Consider the following 23,154-nt stretch of genomic DNA (forward strand, 5'->3'; position numbering starts at 1 on the left):
AGGATAGTAGGTCTGTAAATTTATAAAAAAAAATGTTAACAAAACATTCGATCTACATCGAAATTTTAATTATTCTTTCATGAATGCTTTAATGGCAAATAAAATTGCAATAAATAATATAAATGCGACCAAAATCCATAAACTTCCTTTGTAGTATTGTTTGTGAAGCTTCAAATCTTTTCGGTAAGAAAACACCATGATGGATATAAAACAAACGACAAAAATTGCCGCGAAGATAAGCTGACCCTGACTGAACATAAATTTTTTCTGTAAAAATAATCAATTGTAATTTCATTTTAATACTTTGCATTCTAAATTAATTAAATAGAATTATGCAAAAACAAATCAAAGCTGTTCATGAGTTCCACAGTGCTTTCGGACTGGGGATTAATAATGAACCAACAGGCGATTTAGGAGAAAGTAAAAACGTACTTCGTTTTAATTTGATGAAAGAAGAAAACGAAGAATATCTGGAAGCTGTTCAGAATAATGATATTGTGGAAATAGCAGATGCTTTGGGTGATATGCTTTACATTTTGTGCGGAACAATTTTAGAGCACGGCCTGCAACATAAAATTGAAGCGGTTTTTGATGAAATTCAACGAAGTAATATGAGTAAATTAGGCGAAAATGGAAAACCTATTTATCGTGAAGATGGTAAAGTACTGAAAGGTCCAAATTATTTTAAACCGAATTTTGAGGAAATTCTTCAGCCTTGATCTGAATAAAAAGCAGAAGTGAGATTTTTAGTCTTACTTCTGCTTTATTTACTATTTATTTTAACCTACACTTTAACAGTCCAGCCAAAAGTATCTTCAGCCAGTTTGTATTGAATATTGGTTAATTTTTCTTTTAAGTCTAATGCGAATGAATTTTCGATTTTTGGTAATTCATAATAAGTATCCTGATATGAAAAACCAACAATCGGGTTTACGACAGCGGCCGTTCCAGCACCAAAAATTTCTTTCAGACTGCCGTTTTTAGCAGCTTCTACAAGTTCAGAAACTAAAACAGGACGAACATCCACATTGATTCCTTCACGTTTAGCCAAGTCTATAAGGCTTTTACGTGTTACACCATCAAGAATACGCTCGCTTGTCGGAGCAGTATATAGTGTATCGTTAATTCTAAAGAAAACGTTCATCGTTCCGGCTTCTTCCAGTTTCGTATGCGTGGAATCATCTGTCCAGATAACTTGTTGGAAACCTTGTTGGTTAGCTAGTTTTGTCGGATAAAATTGCCCTGAATAGTTACCGGCAGCTTTTGCAGCACCAATTCCGCCATTGGCAGCACGGCTATAATAATCTGCGACCAAAACTTTTACTTCTCCTGAATAATATGCTCTTGCCGGAGATAAAATAATCATAAATCTATATTGCGTAGAGGGTTGCGCAACAACACCTGAACCAATGGCAATCATGAACGGTCTAATATATAAGGTGTTTCCTTTTCCTTTTTTTACCCAGTCCTTTTCGATTTTTAAAATTTCTTTTAATCCATCAAGAAAAACGGTTTCAGGAACTTCCGGCATACACATTCTCTCAGCCGATTTGTTAAATCTGATGTAGTTTTCTTCCGGTCTGAAAAGCCAAATGGAATCGTCTTCGGTTTTATAAGCCTTCATCCCTTCAAATATAGCCTGACCATAATGGAAAACTTTTGCTGATGGATCTAATAAGAAAGGTTCATATGGTTTTATAACAGGTTTCTGCCAAGCACCGTCTTTAAAATCACACACTAACATGTGATCGGTAAAAACATTACCAAAGGTAAGATTTTCGAAATCTACCTCATTAATTTTTGAAGAAGCTACTCTCACTATATCGATTTCACTTTGAATATTTAAACCCATTACAGAAATTATTTTTTGCTAATTTAGTAAAAATCATGGGTATATTTTAAATTTTGACTAATTTCTGATGTATTATCCCTAATTTTTTTCAAAAAAATAAAACTTAATATCGATTATTACATTTTTGTTAATATTTTTAGATTTCTGTTAAAGTAAATTTACAAACTCCATAATTTCTTATTAAATTTGCCCTTATAATTTTTAAACACTCAAAAAAAATGAAAAAGATAAACGTATTTGCTTTCCTAATGGTTCTATTCTTAAGTTTTAGTGCTTATTCGCAGAATACTGAAAAAAAAATAAAAAAGACAAGTGCTACGGCTGTCAATACTAATGACTATGCTTTGTTTGGCGATAAGTTTACGGCTGCAAAAGTTTTAAGTAATAAAGAAATGCTTAAAAAATACAAATCATTAAAAAAAGGGGATACAATTACGGTTCAATTCAAATCAAGTATCAAAGAGGTTTGCAAGAAAAAAGGATGTTGGATGTCTATGGATTTGACTGACAGCAACGAATCATTTGTACGATTTAAGGATTATGGTTTTTTTGTTCCTTTAAATGCAGACAGTCAGGAAGCAATTGTAAGTGGAATTGCCTATATCGATGTTGTATCTGTTGAAGAATTAAGACATTATGCTAAAGATGCTGGAAAGCCACAATCTGAAATTAATAAAATCACTAAGCCAAAAATCACTTATGCTTTTCAAGCTACGGGCGTTTTAATTAAGAAATAATGAAAAATGCTATACTATTGATTTTTGCCTCAATACTACTATTTTCCTGCGATAAAAAACAGGAGAAAACAGTAGAAAAATCTGAAGGTAAGAAGTTTGAAATGTATGAAATGTCAGAAATGTCAATGCTCATGGAGCAAATGTATGCTGATAACGAACGTTTGAAACAACGGATTATTCAAGGTGATACTATTGGAGAATTTCCAAATCATTTTTTAAAAATTCATAAAGCAGTAATGACAGATAAGCAGGAAAATGACGCTTTTTTTAAAGAACATGCCGCTGCCTTTATCAAGTCGCAGGAATTAATCTATCAGGATCCTGAAAATGCCAAAGCACATTTTAACGAAGGCGTGGATGCCTGCGTAAAATGCCACGAAGTAAAATGTGGAGGCCCAATTGTCAGGATTAAGAAATTGTATATAAAATAGTTTTAATTGAAAAGAGAAATTATTAAAACACGTGATGGCTCCACAACGATTCACTTAGTAGACTGGAATGAAAGTTATCATTCTAAAAATGGAGCGATTCAGGAAGCTTATCATGTATTTATCAAAAACGGACTTTCCTTAATTGAAGAGAAGTCCGTTTCTGTTTTAGAAATAGGTTTTGGAACCGGTTTGAACGCCTTTATTACTTTTTTAGAGGCTAAAAAAAACAATCTGAATATTGATTATACAGGAATAGAAGCGTATCCTGTTGCAGAAGAGGAAGCTTTTGCAATGAATTACCTGGAAGAATTGAAATCAAATTCTTTTGAAGCAGAATTCAAAAAAATGCATCAATGCAATTGGGAGGAAAAAATAAATTTCAATACGAATTTCTCATTAACAAAACGAAAACAGTTTTTTCAGGATATTCAGGATAAAAATTCTTTTAATCTGATTTATTTCGATGCCTTTGGCTACCAAGTGCAGCCTGAATTATGGAGTACAGAAATCTTTAAAAGTATGTATGAATCCTTAAAAGACAGCGGTATTTTAGTAACTTATGCTGCCCGTGGTGTTATAAAACGCTCCATGGAAGAAGTCGGATTTAAAGTCAAAAAAGTACCTGGACCACCTGGAAAAAGGGAAATGATGATTGGTTTTAAAAACATTTAGCACAATTTTATGATAAATTATTCGTTAAATACATTATATTATCTTAAATTTGAGAGAAGATATAATACCACAAATTTTAATTTATTGCCAATGTCAAGACAAATGATGAGTTACACAAAATCAATTCTTGAAAGAGTTAGTTTTGATCCTGTATTGTTCTGTAAGGAGTTAGAAAAAGCTATAAGAATGCTTTTACCTTATGAACTAGAAGAGTTAACAGTTTGGGTTTTAAACTTTACCAAAGAGAAACCGGAACTTAAAAAATGTGAAATTTACCTTAATGTATAAAAGAAAAGGAGCTGTATAGCTCCTTTTCTTTTATGTGTATTTTACATTTTGGTAATCAAAGGATTACATTCTTAAAAAATATTTTTTTGAATGCAGTAAGACTTTACTCTTAAAAAAGCCCATAAAATGCAGTTCGTCGATAAAAAGTGTATTTTGTCGTATTTTTTTCTAGTTTATTACTTCTTTTTCCTTTATTTTTACAAGGCGTTATTATTCAAAATAGTCTCACTTTAATTTTTTTAATATGCCTAGAATGATTTATGATTACACCAAAAATGTACTTGAAAAAGTAAGCTTTGATTCTAAGCTTTTCATGAAAGAGCTTAAAAAAGCAGTTAGAAATCTACTACCTTACGAAATTGAACATCTAAAGAAATGGTTGTTGTTTTTTACAAGTGAAAAACCGGAACTTAAGCAATGCTTATACATTGTAAATGATTAACCTACTTATTTTGACATAAACTTAACCGGAGCTTCTATAGCTCCTTTATTTTTTATGTAAAGGACTAATAATATCCACATTGTGAAAAGTAATTGCGCCACGTAAAACACCTGATATAGTTTGACGCAAAGCTTCAATTATATGAATTTTAAGCTCGTTTTTAGGGAAAATGAGGCTTATTTCCCGTGCTGGTTTTGGTTCAACAAAATGTTTTAGCTTTAATTGATCTGATTCTTTTAAATCTAAAGTATGCAAATAGGGAAGGAGTGTGATTCCTAAGCCTTCATTGGCCAATTTTATTAAGGTTTCAAAACTTCCGCTTTCAATTTGAAATTTATTTTCCGAACTCTGGGCATTGCGCTTGCACAAGTTTAAAATACCGTCTCTAAAACAATGGCCGTCTTGCAACAGTAAAATTTCATCAACATTCAAATCATCTATTTCCAATTCATTTTTAGCGAATTTTAAATGGCTCTCAGGAACATAAACCATAAAAGGCTCATAGTACAGAACGATTTCTTTTATTTTTTCTTCCTGAAGCGGTGTAGCTGCAATTGCGGCATCCAGATGACCGTTTTTAAGCTTCGCAATGATTTCAGCAGTATTTAATTCTTCAATAATCAGTTTGACTTTCGGGTATTTTTTGATAAAATTATTGAGGAACATTGGTAATAGTGTTGGCATAACTGTTGGTATAATGCCAAGCCTGAATTCACCACCAATAAATCCTTTTTGTAAATCGACAATATCCTGAATTCTATCTGCTTCGTTTACGATATTTTTCGCTTGAGTTACTATTTTTTGACCGATTTCAGTTAATTGAATGGGTTTTTTGCTTCGATCAAAGATTTGAATATCAAGTTCTTCTTCAATTTTTTGAATCTGCATACTAAGCGTAGGCTGCGTTACAAAACATTTTTCGGCTGCTAATGTAAAGTTTTTGTATTCGGCTACTGCCAAAACATATTGAAGTTGTGTGATTGTCATTAGATAGGATTTTGTTATGCAAATATAAAAACTATCAATTTAATTGATGTAAATTACTGTCTATTTTGTAATAATTTTGTATTAATAAAAGTAAAGTTATGAAAATGAATAGTTTAGGATTGCCTATTGAGGAAACAGAAATCCTAGTTACGGAATTAAATATCTTATTATCCAATTTTCAGGTATATTACCAAAATCTTAGAGGTTTACATTGGAATATCCGCGGAAAACGATTTTTTGATCTGCATTTGAAATTTGAAGAGTTGTATAATGACAGTCAGTTAAAAATAGATTTAATTGCCGAACGTGTACTGACTTTAGGAGGAACTCCTTTGCATACTTTTGAAGATTATATTAAAATGAGCAAGCTTGCCATTGGGAAAAATATTCATAATGATGAAGAAGCGATCGCCTTGATCGTAAATTCATTGTCGCAATTGCTTAAAATTGAAAGAATAATTCTGAATCAGGCAGCAGATATACATGATGAAGGAACAAATTCAATGATGAGTGATTTTATAAAAGAGCAGGAAAAAACAATCTGGATGATGAAAGCGTGGCTTGAGGAAGAAATATAATTATTCTTTATCTAAATCCAGGTTTTCATTAAATGCAGAAGGAAGCATCTGAGGGATGAATTTAATCAGAATAGGAAGTAATAAACTACCTCCGGGAACTAGGAAAATAGTTAATGACGGAATGGTTTTACAAATGTCAAGAATTTGATTCCTTACTTTTTTCTTTTCCTCCGGATTTAAATCGCGGGTAGTTGATTTTGCTAATAAAACCATCAGTTCCTTGCTTTGTGAAATTTCGAGTAAAAGCCTGTTTTTATTTCTGGAAATCAGCGTGTGTACACTTTGTGTTGTCTGATCGTAAAAATGTTTCACCGGATTTGAAAAATTGAAATAAGGTATCTGATTTTTATTTGTTGTCAGGAATAAATCAACATCCGCAATGCTTTTTTTAGCAAATGAATTGGGAATTTGTAATTTTTCTGCTAATTGAAATAAGAATTCTTCTTCCTTTTTTTCCATTTTCTGGTCATTCCACATGGCCATCCCAGCCATATCAATGAGGTAAAATTTCTCATAATCATCACTAAAATAGGATAAATCTAAATTCTCAAGCGATACAATCCCTAGTTTACTAAATTTGGTATAGCGGACTGATGATTCAAATAATTTTTGAAGAAGTTCGTCATATTTTGTTTTTGTTTCTTTGGTTTTTAAAGCAAGCGAAACAATGTTTACTATAATTTCTTCTGTTTTTTTGAGGTATTTTTCAGGAATATTTCCTCCTTTTAAATACTTTTTGAACGCTAAAACATCTATAAACAATAAAGCATTAGTCAGAATATGCGAAAAATTTTTGCTTATGATATTTTCGTTTGTCTGAATACGGGAATTTATAATTTTTTCTAATGAATTCGAAGGAGAATCCTGCGGAAGGATTTTATATAAGATATTGGAGCTTTTAGGATGTAAATCATTATAAAAATCAACACATTTCTGTATGAATTCAATATGGTTTCTATTGTTTTCACAAAGTTGATAAACACCAAATAACGTGTTTAGAAGTGCTATTTTAGAAAATTCTTCCGTTGTCCATCCTTTGGTTTCAATCGGTTTTTCGGTAACAAAATGGGTAGTGTATCCTACTAAAAATCCTGTTTCCCTGGTTTTTTCATAGAATAATTTTGAATCACTGATAATAGTCTGTTTCTGAGAATTCTGCCCAAAGAAAAACTTATCAATCCAACCATGTGCCGAAGCATTTATCATACCTGTTTTTTGTACTGCAAAGCTATATCTTTTTACTGAAGTGCAAAGAATTTAAAAATAAGTTTTCAATAATAAATCAGGGTCTGGATTTTAAGTTCTGTTCACAAAGCTTAATGATTTCGACTATTCTGGAGTTTCTTGTTTCTTCTTTTTTGGCATGATTTAACCAGTAAAGATAGCTTTTTCGATACGTTGGACTAAAATTTTGGTAATTGGTAAACGCAGTCTTGTTTTTATTGAAAGCCAATTGCAAATCTTCCGGGATTTCGTGATTTTCGACACTATCCAGCGAAGTCCAGGAGCCGTTTTGTTTGGCCGTTTCAATTTTTTTCAAACCGCTTTCATGCATCCGATTTTCCTTAATGAGTTTTTCTATGTATGTTTTATTGAGCTTGCTCCAAACGCTTTTATCTTTTCTGGGTGTAAAAAGCTGTCTGCGACGCTCTTCGTCAATTCTTTTCACTGTAGAATCTATCCAACCGTAACAAATTGCGACTTGTACCGCTTCTTCCCACCGCATACTTTCAGATTCACTGCTTACTTTGTAAAAAATCAAATAAATGCCATCAGACGTATTATGATTTTTATCCAGCCATTGCCACCATTCTGTATCGTTTTTGAAATAGAATTCTTCTTTTGTTTTCAAAACTACTTGGCAAATTATTTAATAATGGCTGAACATGCAACTCTGGCTCCTGCATTTCCGGCTGGCTGTGACGTAAAATCATCAGTCCCTTTGTGGATAATCAGTCCTTTTCCTAAAATATCTTTAGTTTCGTCTCCACAACCGATACACCATTCGTTTGTAGTTAATTGTATGGTTCCGTTTCCGTTTGCATCAGCAGTAAAATTTCCTATATCTCCTTTGTGGTATTCACCAATGCCCCATTTTCCGTGTTTTTTAAAGGTTGGATTCCAATGGCCTCCTGCAGAACTTGCATCCGCTGCAGAGCAATCAGATTTTTCATGAATGTGGATGGCGTGTATACCAGGAGTTAGGCCACTCATGTTTGCCGTAAAAGTGACTACGTTATTTTTTTCTACAAAAGTCGCAGTTCCGGTTACGTTGCTGTCACTTTTTGAGGAGAAGACAATATTCAATTGGTTTTTGTTTCCGGAAGAACTTTTGCAGGCTACTACGGCCAGAAATATTGAACAGGAAAGAAGAATTAACTTTTTCATATGCTTTTTCTTTCAAAGATAAGTAAATTTGAAATGCTTTAAAAAACTAAAAAGAGAAATAGTTAGTGTCTGAGGATGTTAAAATCTGAAATAATCTAAATAAAAAAACCGTCATAATTATTTCTAATCTGACGGCCTTTTAACAACAATTAACTTAACTAATAGTTTACTCTTTTAGAAACAGTATGCATTTTCTTCTACTAATTTAGAAGTAATAGTTTCTCTCAAAGCTACCACATTAGGCATATTTGTATATTTTGTAAAACGACGCAATCCCATTAACATCATGCGTTGCTCATCTCCTTCAGCAAAAGAAACGATACCTTCTTTTCCTTTTTGGTTAATGATATCTACGGCATTATATAAATACAATTGAGCCATTGCAATTTGCTCTTTTACGTTTTCAGCACCTTTAGATTTAGCTAGTTTTTCAGTACGTAAAACAGTACTTTCCGCCATGTAAATCTCGATTAGCATATCGGAAGCTGCCATTAACAATTGTTGGTGGGCATCTAAATCCGGTCCGAATTTCTGAACTGCAGCTCCGGCAACCATTAAGAATGCTTTTTTCAATTTACCGATTAATTCTTTTTCTTCAGCGAATAGTTCAGAATAATCAGGTGTATTGAAATCAGGGATTCCTACTAATTCTTCGGCAACTTTCATAGCAGGTCCTAGTAAATCTACATGACCTTTCATTGCTTTTTTGATTAACATTCCCACTGAAAGCATTCGGTTGATTTCGTTTGTACCTTCGTAGATACGAGCGATACGAGCATCACGCCAAGCACTTTCCATTGGAGTATCTTCAGAGAAGCCCATTCCTCCAAAAATCTGGATTCCTTCATCCGCACAGTTTTGTACGTCTTCTGAAACCGCTACTTTAAGAATAGAACATTCGATAGCAAATTCTTCAACACCTTTTAATTCTGCCTCTTGATGAGAAGCACCTTCAGCTTCACGAGCAATAATTCTGTCTTCAATGCCTTTTGCAGCACGATATGAAGCACTTTCGCCAGCGTAGCAAGAAGTAGCCATTTCTGCTAATTTTGAACGGATTGCACCAAAATTAGAAATAGAGGTATTGAATTGAATTCTTTCGTTAGCGTATTTTACAGCACCTGAAGTTACTCTGCGTTGTGCATCCAAACAAGCGGCAGCTAATTTGATACGACCAACATTTAAAGCATTCATGGCAATTTTGAAACCATTTCCTCTTTCAGAAAGCATGTTTTCAACTGGAACTTTTGTGTCAGCAAAGAAAACCTGACGAGTAGAAGAAGCACGAATTCCTAATTTATGCTCTTCTTCATTCATTGTAATTCCGTTACTTGAATCGTTTTCAACAATGAAACCTGTAATGTTTTTATCATCACCAATTCTTGCAAAAACAATGAATAACGAACAGAATCCTGCGTTCGAAATCCACATTTTTTGACCAGTGATTTTATAATGCGTTCCGTCTTCTGAAAGAACCGCTTTTGTTTTTCCTGAATTGGCATCAGAACCTGCACCCGGTTCCGTTAAACAATACGCACCAAACCATTCGCCTGAAGCTAATTTAGGAACGTATTTTTTCTTTTGTTCTTCAGTACCATATAAAGTAATAGGCATGGTTCCAATCCCTGTGTGAGCTCCAAATGCCGTTGAAAAAGATCCAGTTGCCCCAGAAATATAGTCACAAACCAGCATGGTTGAAACAAATCCCATTCCTAATCCGCCGTAAGCTTCAGGAACAGCTACTCCAAGCAAACCAAGTTCCCCTGTTTTACGCATACACTCTTCAGTAAATTTGTAATCTTTTTTCTCAAAACGGTCTTTATTTGGCCAAATTTCTTTATCTACAAACTCTTTTACAGAGTCACGCATCATAATTTGTTCTTCTGAAAAATCTTCAGGAGTGAATACATTTTCACATTTAGTTTCTTTTACAAGGAATTGACCTCCTCTTGTGATATCTTCCATTATTTCTTATTTTAAATGATGAATTTTAAATTTTAAATTATTTTAAAATAGTCTCTTTTGATGTTTTAATTATCTTGGTAATTATGTTTATTATGTGTTCAATTTCTATTAAATAATTGGCTATTGGTATTGAGGTTAATTCAGATTTGTCTAGTAACCGTAACCAATATTTAGTTTCTCTTGCCTCTTTTGAAGCTATTGCCATTTTATTTATAAAATCTTTCTTTGATTGTGCTGCAATTGCTTCTTCCACATTTGCTCCAATACTCGTTGCTGACTGCAGTATTTGTTTTGAAATAATGAATTCATGTTCTTTTTTAAGCTCTATGAAAAGATTTACTATTGATAATGCAAAGTCAAAAGTTTTAACCGCAATAATATTATCCTTCACACTCATTTAAAATATATAATTCAAAATTTAAAATAAATTAAAGCAACTCGTAAATTCCAGCTGTTCCTTGGCCAGTTCCCACACACATGGTTACCATTCCGTATTTATTACCACGACGTTTCATTTCGTCAAACAATTGGACAGATAATTTTGCTCCGGTACAGCCCAGTGGGTGACCTAAAGAAATTGCTCCTCCATTTACGTTTACGATATCCGGATTTAAACCTAATTCTCGAATAACAGCTAATGATTGCGAAGCAAATGCCTCGTTCAATTCGAATAACTCGATGTCTTTCAATTGTAAACCAGCTTGTTTTATCGCTTTCGGAATTGCTTTTACAGGCCCGATTCCCATGATTCTTGGCTCAACACCAGCTGAAGCAAAGTTTACCAATCTTGCAATAGGCTCAAGGTTTAACTCTTTTACCATTTCTTCGCTCATGATTAAGACAAAAGCTGCACCGTCACTCATTTGAGATGAATTTCCGGCCGTAACACTACCATCAGCAGCGAAAACAGGTCTTAAGTTTCCTAAAGCAGCTACAGTAGTATCAGCTCTTGGACCTTCATCTTTAGAAACAACATATGATTTGGTTTCTTTTTTACCATTTTCATTGACAAATGTCTGTTCAACTGTAATAGGAACAATTTGTTTGTCAAATTTCCCTTCCGCTTGTGCTTTTAATGCTTTTTGATGCGAATTGAATGCAAATTCATCCTGATCCTGACGGGAAACATTAAACTGTTTTGCTACAGCTTCAGCTGTTAAACCCATTCCCCAGTAATAATCTTCATGCCCAGCCGCTGCTGCTTTATAATCAGGAGTAGGTTTGTAACCTCCCATTGGAATAAAACTCATGCTTTCGGCACCACCTGCGATGATACAATCAGCCATTCCTGCTTGAATTTTGGCTGTTGCCATTCCGATTGTTTCCAAACCTGAGGCACAATAACGATTTACAGTTACACCAGGAACATCCTCAATTTTTAATCCCATTAATGAAATTAAACGAGCTACGTTTAGTCCTTGTTCTGCTTCCGGCATGGCATTTCCTACCATAACGTCATCGATGCGTTTTTTGTCGAAACCAGGTAACTCGTTCATCATGTATTCGATGGTTTCAGCGGCTAATTCGTCTGGTCTTTTAAATCGGAACAAACCTTTAGGTGCTTTACCAACGGCTGTTCTGTATGCTTTTACTATATATGCTGTTTTCATAATTATTATTTTGAATTTTGAATTTTAAATTTTGAATTACTTCAAAAATCATTTAAAAGTCAACATTTATAATTTAAAATTAGTTTCTCAACGGTTTCCCTTTGGTTAACATAAATTGGATTCTTTCCAACGTTTTTCTTTCGGTACAAAGGGAAAGGAAAGCTTCTCTTTCTAAATCCAATAAATATTGTTCCGTTACTAATGTTGGTTCAGATAAATCACCACCAGCCATTACATAAGCTAATTTATTGGCAATTTTTCTATCGTGATCTGAAATGTATTGACCGGCTTTCATTTGGTCAGTTCCCACTAAGAACATTCCTAAAGCTTGTTTACCTAATACTTTAATGTCTTTGCGTTTAACGGGTTGTGTATAACCGGCTTCGGCCATTAACAAAGCATGTTTTTTAGCTTCAGCAATTTGGCGGTCTTTATTTACGACAACTACATCTTTTCCTTTTTGTAAAATTCCTAAATCAAAAGCTTCGTAAGCAGAAGTTGCTACTTTGGCCATACCTACGGTTAAGAAATATTCCTGCAGCACATTCAATTCCACATCATTTTTACGGAAAGTATCAGAAGCTCTCAATGCCATTTCTTTAGAACCACCACCGCCAGGGATAACTCCAACACCAAATTCTACTAATCCGATGTAAGTTTCCGCAGCAGCGACTACTTTGTCAGCATGCATTGATAATTCGCAGCCACCGCCTAATGTCATTCCGTGAGGAGCAACTATTACCGGGATTGATGAATAACGTGCACGCATCATAGTGTCCTGAAACATTTTGATAGCCATATTCAATTCGTCATATTCTTGTTCGACTGCCATCATGAAAATCATTCCGATATTAGCACCTACTGAGAAATTTGTTCCCTGATTTCCAATAACTAATCCTGAATATTCTTTTTCGGCTAAATCGATAGCTTTATTAATTCCTTGAATTACACCGCCACCGATGGTATTCATTTTTGAATGGAATTCTAAATTTAAAATTCCATCTCCTAAGTGCTGGATAGTTGCATCTGCATTACCCCAGACTTTTTTGCTTTCACGGATATTGTTTAAGATGATAAATGCATCCTGACCCGGAACTTTAGCTTGTGATTTTGAAGTGATATTATAATAATGAGTTGCTCCTTCTTTTACAGAATAGAATGAAGTATTTCCTGAAGCAATCATATCATTAACCCAAGCAGCAGGAGTATAGCCTTCAGCCTTCATTAATTCGATTCCTTTTTCAACACCAATGGCGTCCCAAATTTCAAATGGACCATTCTCCCAACCGAAACCGGCTTTCATTGCATCATCAATTTTGTAAAAGTCATCAGTGATTTCAGGAACTCTGTTTGAAACATAAGCAAACATAGAAGAGAAGCTTTTTCGGTAAAATTCACCCGCTTTATCTTTTCCTTTTACCAATATTTTGAATCGGTCAATAGGTTTGTCAATTGTTTTTGTTAATTCTAAAGTAGCGAATGAAGCTTTTTTTGCCGCTCTGTATTCTAAAGTATCTAAATCTAAAGAAAGTATGTCTTTGTCTACTTTTTTGTAGAAACCTTGTCCTGTTTTGCTTCCCAACCATTTATTTTCCATCATTTTATTGATGAAATCAGGTAATTTGAACAATTCGTGTGCTTCGTCGTTAGGACAGTTTTCGTAAATTCCGTTGGCTACGTGAACCAAAGTATCTAAACCAACAACATCAACGGTTCTGAAAGTAGCTGATTTTGGGCGACCAATAACAGGACCGGTTAATTTGTCTACTTCTTCAATGGTTAATCCCATTTCTTTTACCAGATGGAACAAACTCTGGATTCCGAAGATTCCGATTCTGTTTCCGATGAATGCAGGAGTATCTTTGGCTACGACCGAAGTTTTTCCAAGGAATTTTTCTCCATATTCATTAAGGAAATCCAATACTTCAGTTGAAGTTTGTGGTCCAGGAATGATTTCAAATAATTTTAAGTAACGTGCCGGATTGAAGAAATGGGTTCCGCAGAAATGCTTTTGGAAATCTTCACTTCGTCCTTCGCTCATAAAATGAATAGGGATTCCCGAAGTATTTGATGTAATTAAAGTACCGGGTTTTCTATATTTTTCAATTTCTTCAAAAACTGATTTTTTGATGTCTAATCTTTCTACGACAACTTCAATGATCCAATCGACATCTTTTATTTTAGCTAAATCGTCAGTGGTGTTTCCAGTTGCGATTCGGTTAGCAAATTTTACATCATAGATAGGAGAGGGTTTTGATTTTAGAGCATTCGCTAAATGGTCGTTTACCAATCTGTTTCGAACGATTTTACTCTCAAGGGTAAGTCCTTTTTTGGTTTCGGCTTCCGTTAGTTCGCGGGGAACAATATCAAGAAGCAGAACTTCTACGCCAATATTGGCAAAATGGCAAGCAATCCCCGAACCCATAATTCCGGATCCGATGACTGCAACTTTTTTAATAGATCTTTTCATTTTCTATTTTTTCGGGTTGATTGAATATATTTTTGTCTTGAATTAATTCGTTTATTATTTCTGCTACTTCCATAAAGTGGAGGAGTTTCTCTTCAGAAACATTTTGTTTTACAGTCTCATTAAACTTTAATACGGTGTTTTTGGAAAGTTCCCTTTTCTCTTTACCGAATTCAGTTAAATAAATGAGTACGCCACGGCCATCTTCCGGATTTGGTTTGCGATATATCAGTCCTTTTTCTTCCATAGATTTTAAGGTCCTGGTAAGGCTGGTTGCTTCCATTCCCATTCGTGGTCCCAGAGCTGTTGATGGCGTTCCGTTTTCCCTGTCAATACTTAGCAAAGCAAACCCTGTAGCCATTGTAGCTCCATATTTAGAGGCTTCTTCATTGTACATTCTTGACACTGCCTGCCAAGTTGCCCGAAGTACATAATCTATCGTTTTATCTTTCATAGATTGAATTTGAAAATCAAAGATAATAAAAAATACTATGCATGCATAATAAATTTTATTTATTTTTTTATTTAATGATTAGATATAAAAAAAACCCCTTAGAATTAAGGAGTTTTCGTTATAGTGAAGTAAAATTTATTTTAATTTGCCGTTTACAAATGCTACTGCGGCACCAATACATGCACCCATTAATATGCAAACTACGATATCAGTAAGCATATGCTGGATGTTTAATTCCCTACTGGAATACATAAAAAAGTTCATGGATAAACTGTTAAAAAAGCCAATAACCGCACCTGCGGATAATCCGGTAACAACGTTGGTAATGCCAGCCCACTTTGTAAATATATAAGACATAAAAAAACCAAATGTCATACATCCTAAAAAGATAAAAAGCAGATTGGTGTTTTCATTTTGCGGATACAAATCTTTAAAAAGCATACCATAAAATACCCAACCTAAAAGGAAATCTACAATTCCACCTACAATTCCTGCAATAAAAAAGTTCTTTAAATTCATTTTGTTTTTGTTTTATTGGTTAACAATGTGAATTTAATAAAAAAAAAGTTAAAAAAATTAATTTATTTTAACAAGAATGACCTTATTTGTTGTTTATTGTTTTTTGAAATTGCCGTCGTTAACATCTTTTAAAAATTGTATTACTCCGGAAAAATAGGTTTTCTGATCATCGTATTGAGAAAGATGACTTCCGTTAGGGCAGAATAGGAATCGGCCGTTTTGAACTTCTTCGGAAATCCATTCCATATGCTTGGGATCCATGGTGTCGTATTTTGCGCCAATTGTCAGTGTAGGAACCGTAATGGTTTTCAATCGAGATTTTACATCCCAATCTTGCAGTGTTGCATTTCCTGTGATTCCAAATTCACTCGGACCTTGCATATAAACATATACATTCGGGTTGATATGTTTGAAACATCTGTTAATCGATTCCGGCCATTCTCCAAGCGGTTTTCTCAGAATATGTTCTGTGTAGTAATATTTGAAAAGTAATTCGGTATACTTTGGATTTGAATAATCTTTATTCTTTTCAAATTCTTTAATCTGATTGAAGACAGTTTTTGGTAATTGTGGTCCCAAAACTTCTTCGGCATATTTATTATAGTCCGATGCACTTGCCATCATGTTTGAAATAATCAGGCCTTTTAAGTTTTTTTGGTATTTTAAGGCATATTCCATGGCTAGAATTCCTCCCCAGGATTGTCCTAACAAATAAAAATTGGAATTATCTAAGCCAAGTGCAATGCGAACTTGCTCGACTTCTTCAACAAAACGCTCGTTTGTCCATAATTTGTTATCATTAGGTTGGTCACTGTAATAAGAACCTAATTGGTCATAATATATGTATTCAATGCTTTCGTTGGGAAAATAGCCATCAAAACTTTCATATAATTCGTGAGTCAGTCCCGGACCGCCGTGTAAGAGTAATACTTTTATTTTTGGATTATTGCCAACAGTTTTTGTCCAGACTTTAAATGTACCGGCGGGAGTAGTGATCGGAATCATTTTGATACCGCCGGTAAATTGATCGTCTCTTTTTGAAAAATCCAGGTAATGGTACTTAACCGAATCCTCATTTTTTTTACAGCCAATAAACACAATCATCAGCAATACTAGACAAGGAAGGAAGTTAAGTTTCATATTCCAGGAGTTTTAATTATAGATTTTATCGTATAAGCCTTTGTATTTTTCCAAGACTACTTTACGTTTCAGTTTTAAAGTAGGAGTAAGCTGGCCGCCATCGATAGACCAGATATCAGGAGTAAGTTCAAATCGTTTGATTTTTTCCCAATTACCGAATTTTTCGTTCAAAGAATCCACTTCTTGCTGTATACGCTCAATGACCTTTGGATTTTCAATGATTTCAGAGTTTGAATTCCCTAAAGTGATCTGATGTAATGAAGCCCATTCTTTAATAAAGTCAAAACTTGGCTGAATAAAAGCAGCCGGCATTTTCTGTCCGTCACCGATAACCATGATCTGTTCAATAAAACGAGATTGTTTCATTGTATTTTCAAGAATTTGCGGTGCGATGTATTTTCCTCCCGAAGTTTTAAACATTTCTTTTTTACGATCCGTAATCTTAAGGAAGCCTTCTTTGTCAATTTCACCAATATCTCCAGTATGGAAATAACCGTCTATAATGGCTTCATCTGTTTTTTCTTTGTCTTTATAGTATCCCATCATTACGTTAGGTCCTTTGCAAAGGATTTCTCCGTCTTCAGCGATTTTTACTTCTAAATTATCGATAACCTTACCAACAGTTCCAATTTTGAAACCTCTGTGTCTCATATCATTTACAGCAATTACCGGGGAAGTTTCGCTTAATCCATAGCCTTCAACAATTGAAATCCCGGCGGCGGCAAACACTCTTGCTAATCTTGTCTGTAAAGCTGCACTTCCTGAAACCATCAGGTCAAGGTTTCCGCCTAATCCTTCTTTCCATTTACTGAAAATAAGTTTTCTTGCAATTTTAAGCTGGAATTCATACCAAAAACCATTGGCTCCGTAAGGTTCGTATCGTAAACCTAAATCGATAGCCCAGAAGAATAATTTCTTTTTAATACCGGTAAGTTCCGATCCTTTAGCATAGATTTTATCATATACTTTTTCCAAAAGCCTTGGAACAGCAGTAATGACATTAGGTTTTACTTCTTTAAGGTTGTCACTGATTTTCTCAATTGATTCTCCAAAATAAATCGAAACACTGTAATATTGGTATAAGTACAGAATCATTCTTTCGAAAATATGACAAACAGGTAAGAAACTTAAAGCTTTGTTTCTCCCTTCATCAAATGGAATTCTGCAGGCACTGTCCAATACATTCGAAACTATATTTTTATGGGAAAGCATAACGCCTTTTGGCCTCCCTGTTGTACCTGAAGTATATATTATAGTAGCAAGATCATTTGTAGTAATTGCGTTTTTTCTGTCTTCAACATCGGCTTGATTTGAATTATCTTCCCCAAGAACAAGTAACTCTTTCCAGTTTTTGCAGCCTTCAATTTCATTAAATGAAAATACCTCTTTCAGAGAAGGAACATTATGTTTTATCAGGTTTAATTTTTCTAAAACTTCCAAATCCGAAACAAAGCAGTACTTCGCTTCAGAGTGATTTAGTATGTATTTGTAATCTTCTTCGGAAATCGTCGGATAGATAGGAACATTTTGTGCTCCTGTTTGCAAGATACCAATATCTACAGTATTCCATTCGGTTCTGTTGTTGGATGAAATGACAGCAATTTTATCATCTTTTTGAATCCCCATCCGAAGCAAGGCTCTCGAAATGGTATTGGCATTATTTATATATTCCTGCGTTGAAGTTTTAATCCATTCTCCATTATATTTTGTTACCAAAGCATCTGGTAAATTCTGCTTACTTAATTGATAATAAGGAAAATCAAATAGTCTTGTAATATTGGTCATTCTAAAAATAGGTGTTAATTGAATGCAAATTAAACAAATTAAACAAGATGGACAATAGATATATTTATTTAAAATCTAAAGAAAGTGAATTTACACAATACCGGATTCCTGTTTTTGTAGGGCCGTCATCAAACACGTGACCTAAGTGACTGCCGCAGTTGGCGCACAAAATTTCGGTTCTGATCATACCGTGTGTATGGTCTTTTATATATTCTAATTTGCCTGGGATGGATTCATCAAATGAAGGCCAGCCACAATGTGCGTTAAATTTCGTATCACTTTCAAATAAAGGTTCTTTGCAGGCGGCACAAACATAAGTTCCCTTTTCAAAATGAAGATTGTACTCTCCGGAATGGGGATATTCTGTGCCTTTCTCACGAAGAACTCGGTATTTTTCCTCACCTAATTCCAGTTTCCATTGTTCTTCTGTTTTTTCTATCGGATATTTCATGATTACAGACTTTTTTATTTTAGTGATTGCTTAATTCAAATTGAAAAAGCATTACTCGATTACTATTAAATGTTAGCAAACAAAATACAATTGGTATTACTATAATTTACTTCTGAATAAAATCCATTGTTTTGTTGATGACATTCTTATCTCCGAGAATTTTTCGGTGACCTAATTTTTTTGTGATGAAGATTTCACCGTTTGGAAGATGTTTATGAATGTTTTTTCCGCAAAAGACAGGCACTTCATAATCATTCTCATCATGAATGACCAATGTTGGAATGGTTACTTTTTCTGCTGCGATATGTGCCGAATAATTATCCATTGAAACACCAAATTTCTTTTCGAAACCGTCAATCATTTTATTGGATATGATTGGTTTTAATTCTAATTTTCTAACAAATTCATCAAAAATATCTCTGATTTTGTCAGCACTTCCAATAACAACTAATTTCTTGATTTTTAAACCTTGTTTGACAGCATTCAGTAATGAAATTCCACCAAGAGAATGTCCTATTGCGTAATCAAACGGGCCGTATAATTTTTCAAGTTCAAGTATAGAAGCAATGAATTCGGGCATTAGCGTTGTTTTTCCGGCAGATTTTCCATGAGCAGGCGCATCAAAACTTATAGTTGAATAGCCTAAGCCAAGCAATTCATCGGCAAACTTAACCAGTTGCGTGCCTCGTCCGGACCAGCCATGCACCAACAGCACCTTTTTAGGGCTGTCTCCATAATGATATACTACAATTTCTTTTTTTATTTCAGGGATAAAAATAGTTTCCTGCTTTGTTTTTCCTTCCATTTCAAATTCTCTTTTCGGAATTTTATGTTTGATAGGACTGGTAAAGATTCTGGAAGCGAGCTTTGTTACTAAATCGGCTGAAATAAATTGGACAAATTTGACAGCGTATATAATTACTTTGGGAACTTGTATTCCTTCCTTGTGTTTTGTTTTCAAAATATAGGATGTTATTAATGTACCGCAATTTAAGGTTTTTTTAAAATTTTAAATAAAATTTGAATCATAAAATAATCATAAATACTTTACGTTTTTATTTAACGGAATTGAAAAAAATGGATTAATTTTACTACACATAACAAATACAAAAAAGATGAAAAGAGGTTTAATAATTGTTGCAATAGGTATTTTGGCATTGGTATATTCTTGTGCCACAAATCCTTTTACAGGTAAGAAAACGATGGCCTTAGTTCCCGATAGCGAAATATTTCCATCAGCATTTCAGCAATATGGACAATTTTTGGCTGAAAATAAAGTAATTACCGGCACTAAAGATGCTAAAAGAGTAGAGACTGTGGCTAATAAAATAAAGGTTGCTGCTGAAAGATGGCTTACTGCTAATGGTAATGCTTCTTATTTAGCCAATTACCAATGGGAATATAAATTAGTAGACAGTAAAGAAGTGAATGCCTGGTGCATGCCTGGAGGAAAAATTGTGGTATATACCGGGATTTTACCAATCTGTAAAGATGATGCCGGCTTAGCAGCTGTTTTGGGACATGAAGTTTCACATGCTTTGGCGAATCACGGTCAGCAAAGAATGAGTGCCGGATTATTGCAACAGCTTGGAGGCGTTGGCGTAGCAGCTGCTACCGGAAACAAAAGCCCTCAAACACAACAGATGATTATGCAGGCATATGGAGTAGGGAGTCAGGTAGGAGTAATGCTTCCGTTTAGCCGTGACCATGAGAGTGAAGCCGATATGATAGGGCTTACTTTAATGGGAATTGCCGGATACAATCCTGAGAACGCAGTATTTCTTTGGGAAAGAATGTCTGCTCAGGGAGGCGAGGCACCAGCGGAAATTTTAAGTACGCACCCGTCAAATGAAACGCGTATTGCCAATTTGAAAAAATTATTGCCACAGGCAAAAGCGGAAGCAGCAAAATTTGGTGTTGCTTTTAAATAAAAATATAGTACTTTCGAAGCTGCTCTTTTGAGCAGCTTTTTTTATGTCTAAAAATTTATAAAGAATGGAAACACTACAAAAAGGAGATAGAAAATTATTAAATGCCTGGGCATTTTACGACTGGGCCAATTCAGTGTATAGTTTGGTAATTGCATCCTCCATATTCCCTATTTTTTACGAAACAATATTTAAGGAAGCTAAAAGAGATTATGTAGAAGTATTCGGATACCATTTTAAAGATACGGCAATGATCACTTTTGTTACTGCTTTAGCCTTTTTAATTGTAGCTTTCATTTCACCAATCTTATCAGGTATTGCGGATTATATTGGAAACAAACTGGCCTTCTTGAGATTCTTTTGTTATATGGGAGGATTGTCATGCATTGGTTTGTATTGGTTTGATATTAACAGCTTTTTTTGGAGTTATACCGTTTATTTATTTGGATTAATAGGTTTTTGGGCGAGTTTGGTTTTTTATAATTCATACTTACCTGACATCGCTTACCCGGAACAACAGGACAAAGTTAGTGCACGTGGATTTTCTATGGGATATATTGGAAGCACCTTATTACTTATTATTAATTTAATTATGGTAATGAGTGTTCCTGATAGTGAAAAAATTCAAATGATGAAATATTCATTTGTTCTGACAGGAATTTGGTGGATAGGGTTTAGTCATATTACTTATTATTATTTGCCTAAAGGAGCCTCCACAGGTCATAAAGTGACTAAAGAGGTTGTTTTTGATGGTTTTAAAGAATTAAAATTAGTTTGGAAAGATGTTAAAAGCAACATTCCTTTAAAAAGATACTTGTCCAGTTATTTTGTATTCATCATGGCTGTTCAGACGGTAATGTTAGTGGCTACTTATTTTGGTGCAAAAGAAATTCATTGGAAAAACTCAGACGATCCAGCCTTAATAGGAATGGATAAAATTTTTCAAGTAAAAGAAACGGGTTTGATAATCTGTATTTTATTGATTCAAATAGTAGCTGTTCTAGGCGCTTTTTTAACTTCGAGAGCTTCCGGTAAGTTTGGAAATATTAATTCATTGATCTTTTTAAATGCATTTTGGGCGGTTTTGTGTGTGTTTGCTTATTTCGTGGAAACACCAAATGAATTTTACATTGTTGCAGGTTTCGTCGGATTAGTAATGGGTGGGATTCAATCGTTAGCTCGTTCAACATATTCAAAATTATTACCTGATACGACTGATACAGCATCTTATTTTAGTTTTTATGATGTTACAGAGAAGGTAGGTATCGTAATTGGAATGTCAGTGTATGGAATTATCGATCAGGTTACTGGCTCAATGCGGAACTCAATTGTTTTCTTGGGTGTTTTCTTTGTCATTGGTGTACTGTTGCTTTTAAGGATGCCAAAACAAAATGCTGTAGAATAATAAATAATTATATATTTGTCAAAATTTACAAAAAACCAACCCCGCAAAATGAATAAATTAAGAAAATTTTCAACATTTATACTGTTGTTTACAGCAGTTTTTTACTCTTCATGTACAACGGAAATTGAGCCTTATGAAGGAACAATACCGGGGTCAGGAAATAATCCAGCTACAAATCCGACATCACCAGCATCATTTAAAGCTGATTTTGATGGAAGTACATTTACAGCATCTACCATTCAGGCTATTGTTAACAGCGATTATGTTGCCATTACAGGTATGAATGCATCAGGAGCGTTTTTTCAAATTACAATTCCAGGTGCTACAGTTGGTACTTATACTTTAGATATGCCAACGACTTCATTAACTACTTTTGCATTAATTTACAGTGCAGGTTCAGGGAATATTCCTTATTTGGCAGCCGATGATGATACAGGTGATTTTGCTGCTTTCCCAAATTATACAGACACGGCACAAATTGTAATTTCAAGTATTGATACGGTAAATAAAAAAATATCAGGAACATTTAAATTCACAGGTGTGCGATTTGCAACGGGTTCAAGTACCACAATTGAAACCAAAGTATTTACAAACGGTGTGTTTACTAACTTATCATATACTGCTGATGTAGTGGCTCCTGCAGGAAATACTTTTACAGCTAAATTAGACAATGTTGATTATGTTTCAACAAATATAAACGGCGTTAGATCAGGTGGATTCATTTCTGTAATTGGCAGAAGAGGGAATGTAGAGAACATTGGTTTGTCAATTCCTGATAATGCAACAGCAAATTCAACTTATACTTTTACAGAACTTAGTTCGACAGCCAGAGGACAATATATTTTGAATGCTACTGCAACCGGTATATTTGGAGGTGCAGGAACAATGACAATTATTTCACATAATACGACAACTAAAAGAATAAAAGGTACTTTCAGCTTTACGGCCAGTACTATGATGCCTCCTATTGTAACTCATGAAATTACGCAAGGGACATTTGATATCACTTATATGTAATCAAACAAATCTGAAGCATTCAATTTAAATTCCCGTTC

General features: G+C 34.2%; 25 protein-coding genes. 10 read left to right on the plus strand and 15 right to left on the minus strand.

Annotation, left to right across the window (positions count from 1 at the left end; genetic code table 11):
- Nucleotides 1–332 precede the first annotated feature (332 nt).
- A complete protein-coding gene (locus tag ACRDEC_RS06090) occupies nt 333–719 on the plus strand; it encodes a hypothetical protein (RefSeq protein WP_431497443.1) in 387 nt (128 codons plus the stop codon).
- Between the two features lie 65 nt (nt 720–784).
- Here the strand turns inward: ACRDEC_RS06090 and ACRDEC_RS06095 are convergent, their stop codons facing one another.
- Nucleotides 785–1,852, minus strand: coding sequence for a branched-chain amino acid aminotransferase (locus ACRDEC_RS06095; RefSeq protein WP_431497444.1), 1,068 nt, complete (start codon nt 1,850–1,852; stop codon nt 785–787).
- A gap of 218 nt (nt 1,853–2,070) precedes the next feature.
- On the opposite strand from ACRDEC_RS06095, the gene ACRDEC_RS06100 reads away from it, so the two are divergent.
- The 5 genes from ACRDEC_RS06100 to ACRDEC_RS06120 all read left to right on the plus strand — a co-directional run bounded on the left by ACRDEC_RS06100 (nt 2,071) and on the right by ACRDEC_RS06120 (nt 4,422).
- Entirely contained in the window at nt 2,071–2,589 is a 519-nt protein-coding gene (locus tag ACRDEC_RS06100; RefSeq protein ID WP_431497445.1) for a DUF4920 domain-containing protein, read from the plus strand.
- Nucleotides 2,589–3,020 (plus strand): hypothetical protein, encoded by a 432-nt coding sequence (locus tag ACRDEC_RS06105; RefSeq protein WP_431497446.1) that lies wholly within the window; start codon nt 2,589–2,591, stop codon nt 3,018–3,020. The genes ACRDEC_RS06100 and ACRDEC_RS06105 overlap by 1 nt, the downstream gene beginning before the upstream one ends.
- 6 nt (nt 3,021–3,026) lie before the next feature.
- Nucleotides 3,027–3,692, plus strand: coding sequence for a tRNA (5-methylaminomethyl-2-thiouridine)(34)-methyltransferase MnmD (mnmD, locus tag ACRDEC_RS06110; protein WP_431497447.1), 666 nt, complete (start codon nt 3,027–3,029; stop codon nt 3,690–3,692).
- A gap of 90 nt (nt 3,693–3,782) precedes the next feature.
- Complete coding sequence (locus ACRDEC_RS06115) at nt 3,783–3,980, plus strand: hypothetical protein (RefSeq protein ID WP_431497448.1); 198 nt, start codon at nt 3,783–3,785, stop codon at nt 3,978–3,980.
- A gap of 244 nt (nt 3,981–4,224) precedes the next feature.
- A complete protein-coding gene (locus ACRDEC_RS06120) occupies nt 4,225–4,422 on the plus strand; it encodes a hypothetical protein (protein ID WP_431497449.1) in 198 nt (65 codons plus the stop codon).
- A gap of 45 nt (nt 4,423–4,467) precedes the next feature.
- Here the strand turns inward: ACRDEC_RS06120 and ACRDEC_RS06125 are convergent, their stop codons facing one another.
- Nucleotides 4,468–5,409: a LysR substrate-binding domain-containing protein gene (locus ACRDEC_RS06125; protein WP_431497450.1), complete on the minus strand. Its 942-nt coding sequence runs from the start codon at nt 5,407–5,409 to the stop codon at nt 4,468–4,470.
- Nucleotides 5,410–5,507: 98 nt separating this feature from the next.
- Between ACRDEC_RS06125 and ACRDEC_RS06130 the strand changes: the two genes are divergently transcribed.
- Nucleotides 5,508–5,987, plus strand: a complete 480-nt coding sequence (locus ACRDEC_RS06130) for a Dps family protein (RefSeq protein ID WP_431497451.1) — start codon at nt 5,508–5,510, stop codon at nt 5,985–5,987.
- Here the strand turns inward: ACRDEC_RS06130 and ACRDEC_RS06135 are convergent, their stop codons facing one another.
- The 13 genes from ACRDEC_RS06135 to ACRDEC_RS06195 all read right to left on the minus strand — a co-directional run bounded on the left by ACRDEC_RS06135 (nt 5,988) and on the right by ACRDEC_RS06195 (nt 19,727).
- Nucleotides 5,988–7,193, minus strand: a complete 1,206-nt coding sequence (locus tag ACRDEC_RS06135) for an LETM1-related biofilm-associated protein (RefSeq protein ID WP_431497452.1) — start codon at nt 7,191–7,193, stop codon at nt 5,988–5,990.
- 76 nt (nt 7,194–7,269) lie between these two features.
- On the minus strand, nt 7,270–7,839 hold the full coding sequence (locus tag ACRDEC_RS06140) for a YdeI/OmpD-associated family protein (protein ID WP_431497453.1): 570 nt from the start codon (nt 7,837–7,839) through the stop codon (nt 7,270–7,272).
- Between the two features lie 14 nt (nt 7,840–7,853).
- The gene (locus ACRDEC_RS06145) at nt 7,854–8,375 is read right to left on the minus strand and encodes a superoxide dismutase family protein (protein WP_431497454.1); all 522 of its coding nucleotides are present in this window, start codon (nt 8,373–8,375) and stop codon (nt 7,854–7,856) included.
- A gap of 174 nt (nt 8,376–8,549) precedes the next feature.
- A complete protein-coding gene (locus tag ACRDEC_RS06150; RefSeq protein WP_431497455.1) occupies nt 8,550–10,340 on the minus strand; it encodes an acyl-CoA dehydrogenase family protein in 1,791 nt (596 codons plus the stop codon).
- A gap of 37 nt (nt 10,341–10,377) precedes the next feature.
- Nucleotides 10,378–10,737, minus strand: a complete 360-nt coding sequence (locus tag ACRDEC_RS06155) for a four helix bundle protein (protein ID WP_431497456.1) — start codon at nt 10,735–10,737, stop codon at nt 10,378–10,380.
- Nucleotides 10,738–10,768: 31 nt separating this feature from the next.
- Entirely contained in the window at nt 10,769–11,950 is a 1,182-nt protein-coding gene (locus ACRDEC_RS06160; RefSeq protein WP_431497457.1) for an acetyl-CoA C-acyltransferase, read from the minus strand.
- A 79-nt stretch (nt 11,951–12,029) separates the two neighbouring features.
- Complete coding sequence (locus ACRDEC_RS06165) at nt 12,030–14,420, minus strand: 3-hydroxyacyl-CoA dehydrogenase NAD-binding domain-containing protein (RefSeq protein ID WP_431497458.1); 2,391 nt, start codon at nt 14,418–14,420, stop codon at nt 12,030–12,032.
- Nucleotides 14,404–14,871 carry a MarR family winged helix-turn-helix transcriptional regulator gene (locus tag ACRDEC_RS06170; RefSeq protein ID WP_431497459.1) on the minus strand — a complete coding sequence of 156 codons (468 nt, stop codon included), beginning with the start codon at nt 14,869–14,871 and terminating at the stop codon, nt 14,404–14,406. The genes ACRDEC_RS06165 and ACRDEC_RS06170 overlap by 17 nt, the downstream gene beginning before the upstream one ends.
- Nucleotides 14,872–15,006: 135 nt before the next feature.
- A complete protein-coding gene (locus ACRDEC_RS06175; RefSeq protein ID WP_431497460.1) occupies nt 15,007–15,390 on the minus strand; it encodes a hypothetical protein in 384 nt (127 codons plus the stop codon).
- Nucleotides 15,391–15,483: 93 nt separating this feature from the next.
- A complete protein-coding gene (locus ACRDEC_RS06180) occupies nt 15,484–16,530 on the minus strand; it encodes a proline iminopeptidase-family hydrolase (protein WP_431497461.1) in 1,047 nt (348 codons plus the stop codon).
- A 12-nt stretch (nt 16,531–16,542) separates the two neighbouring features.
- Complete coding sequence (locus ACRDEC_RS06185) at nt 16,543–18,315, minus strand: AMP-dependent synthetase/ligase (RefSeq protein WP_431497462.1); 1,773 nt, start codon at nt 18,313–18,315, stop codon at nt 16,543–16,545.
- A gap of 64 nt (nt 18,316–18,379) precedes the next feature.
- Nucleotides 18,380–18,766: a peptide-methionine (R)-S-oxide reductase MsrB gene (gene msrB / locus ACRDEC_RS06190; RefSeq protein WP_431497463.1), complete on the minus strand. Its 387-nt coding sequence runs from the start codon at nt 18,764–18,766 to the stop codon at nt 18,380–18,382.
- Between the two features lie 106 nt (nt 18,767–18,872).
- Complete coding sequence (locus ACRDEC_RS06195; protein WP_431497464.1) at nt 18,873–19,727, minus strand: alpha/beta fold hydrolase; 855 nt, start codon at nt 19,725–19,727, stop codon at nt 18,873–18,875.
- A gap of 154 nt (nt 19,728–19,881) precedes the next feature.
- Between ACRDEC_RS06195 and ACRDEC_RS06200 the strand changes: the two genes are divergently transcribed.
- The 3 genes from ACRDEC_RS06200 (at nt 19,882) to ACRDEC_RS06210 (ending at nt 23,116) form a co-directional block, all read left to right on the plus strand.
- Nucleotides 19,882–20,697, plus strand: a complete 816-nt coding sequence (locus tag ACRDEC_RS06200) for a M48 family metallopeptidase (protein ID WP_431497465.1) — start codon at nt 19,882–19,884, stop codon at nt 20,695–20,697.
- Nucleotides 20,698–20,761: 64 nt separating this feature from the next.
- The gene (locus tag ACRDEC_RS06205; protein WP_431497466.1) at nt 20,762–22,099 is read left to right on the plus strand and encodes an MFS transporter; all 1,338 of its coding nucleotides are present in this window, start codon (nt 20,762–20,764) and stop codon (nt 22,097–22,099) included.
- A gap of 48 nt (nt 22,100–22,147) precedes the next feature.
- Entirely contained in the window at nt 22,148–23,116 is a 969-nt protein-coding gene (locus ACRDEC_RS06210; protein ID WP_431497467.1) for a DUF6252 family protein, read from the plus strand.
- The last annotated feature ends 38 nt before the right edge of the window (nt 23,117–23,154 follow it).

The sequence above is a fragment of the Flavobacterium sp. genome, from assembly GCF_050696275.1.
GTDB lineage: Bacteria > Bacteroidota > Bacteroidia > Flavobacteriales > Flavobacteriaceae > Flavobacterium.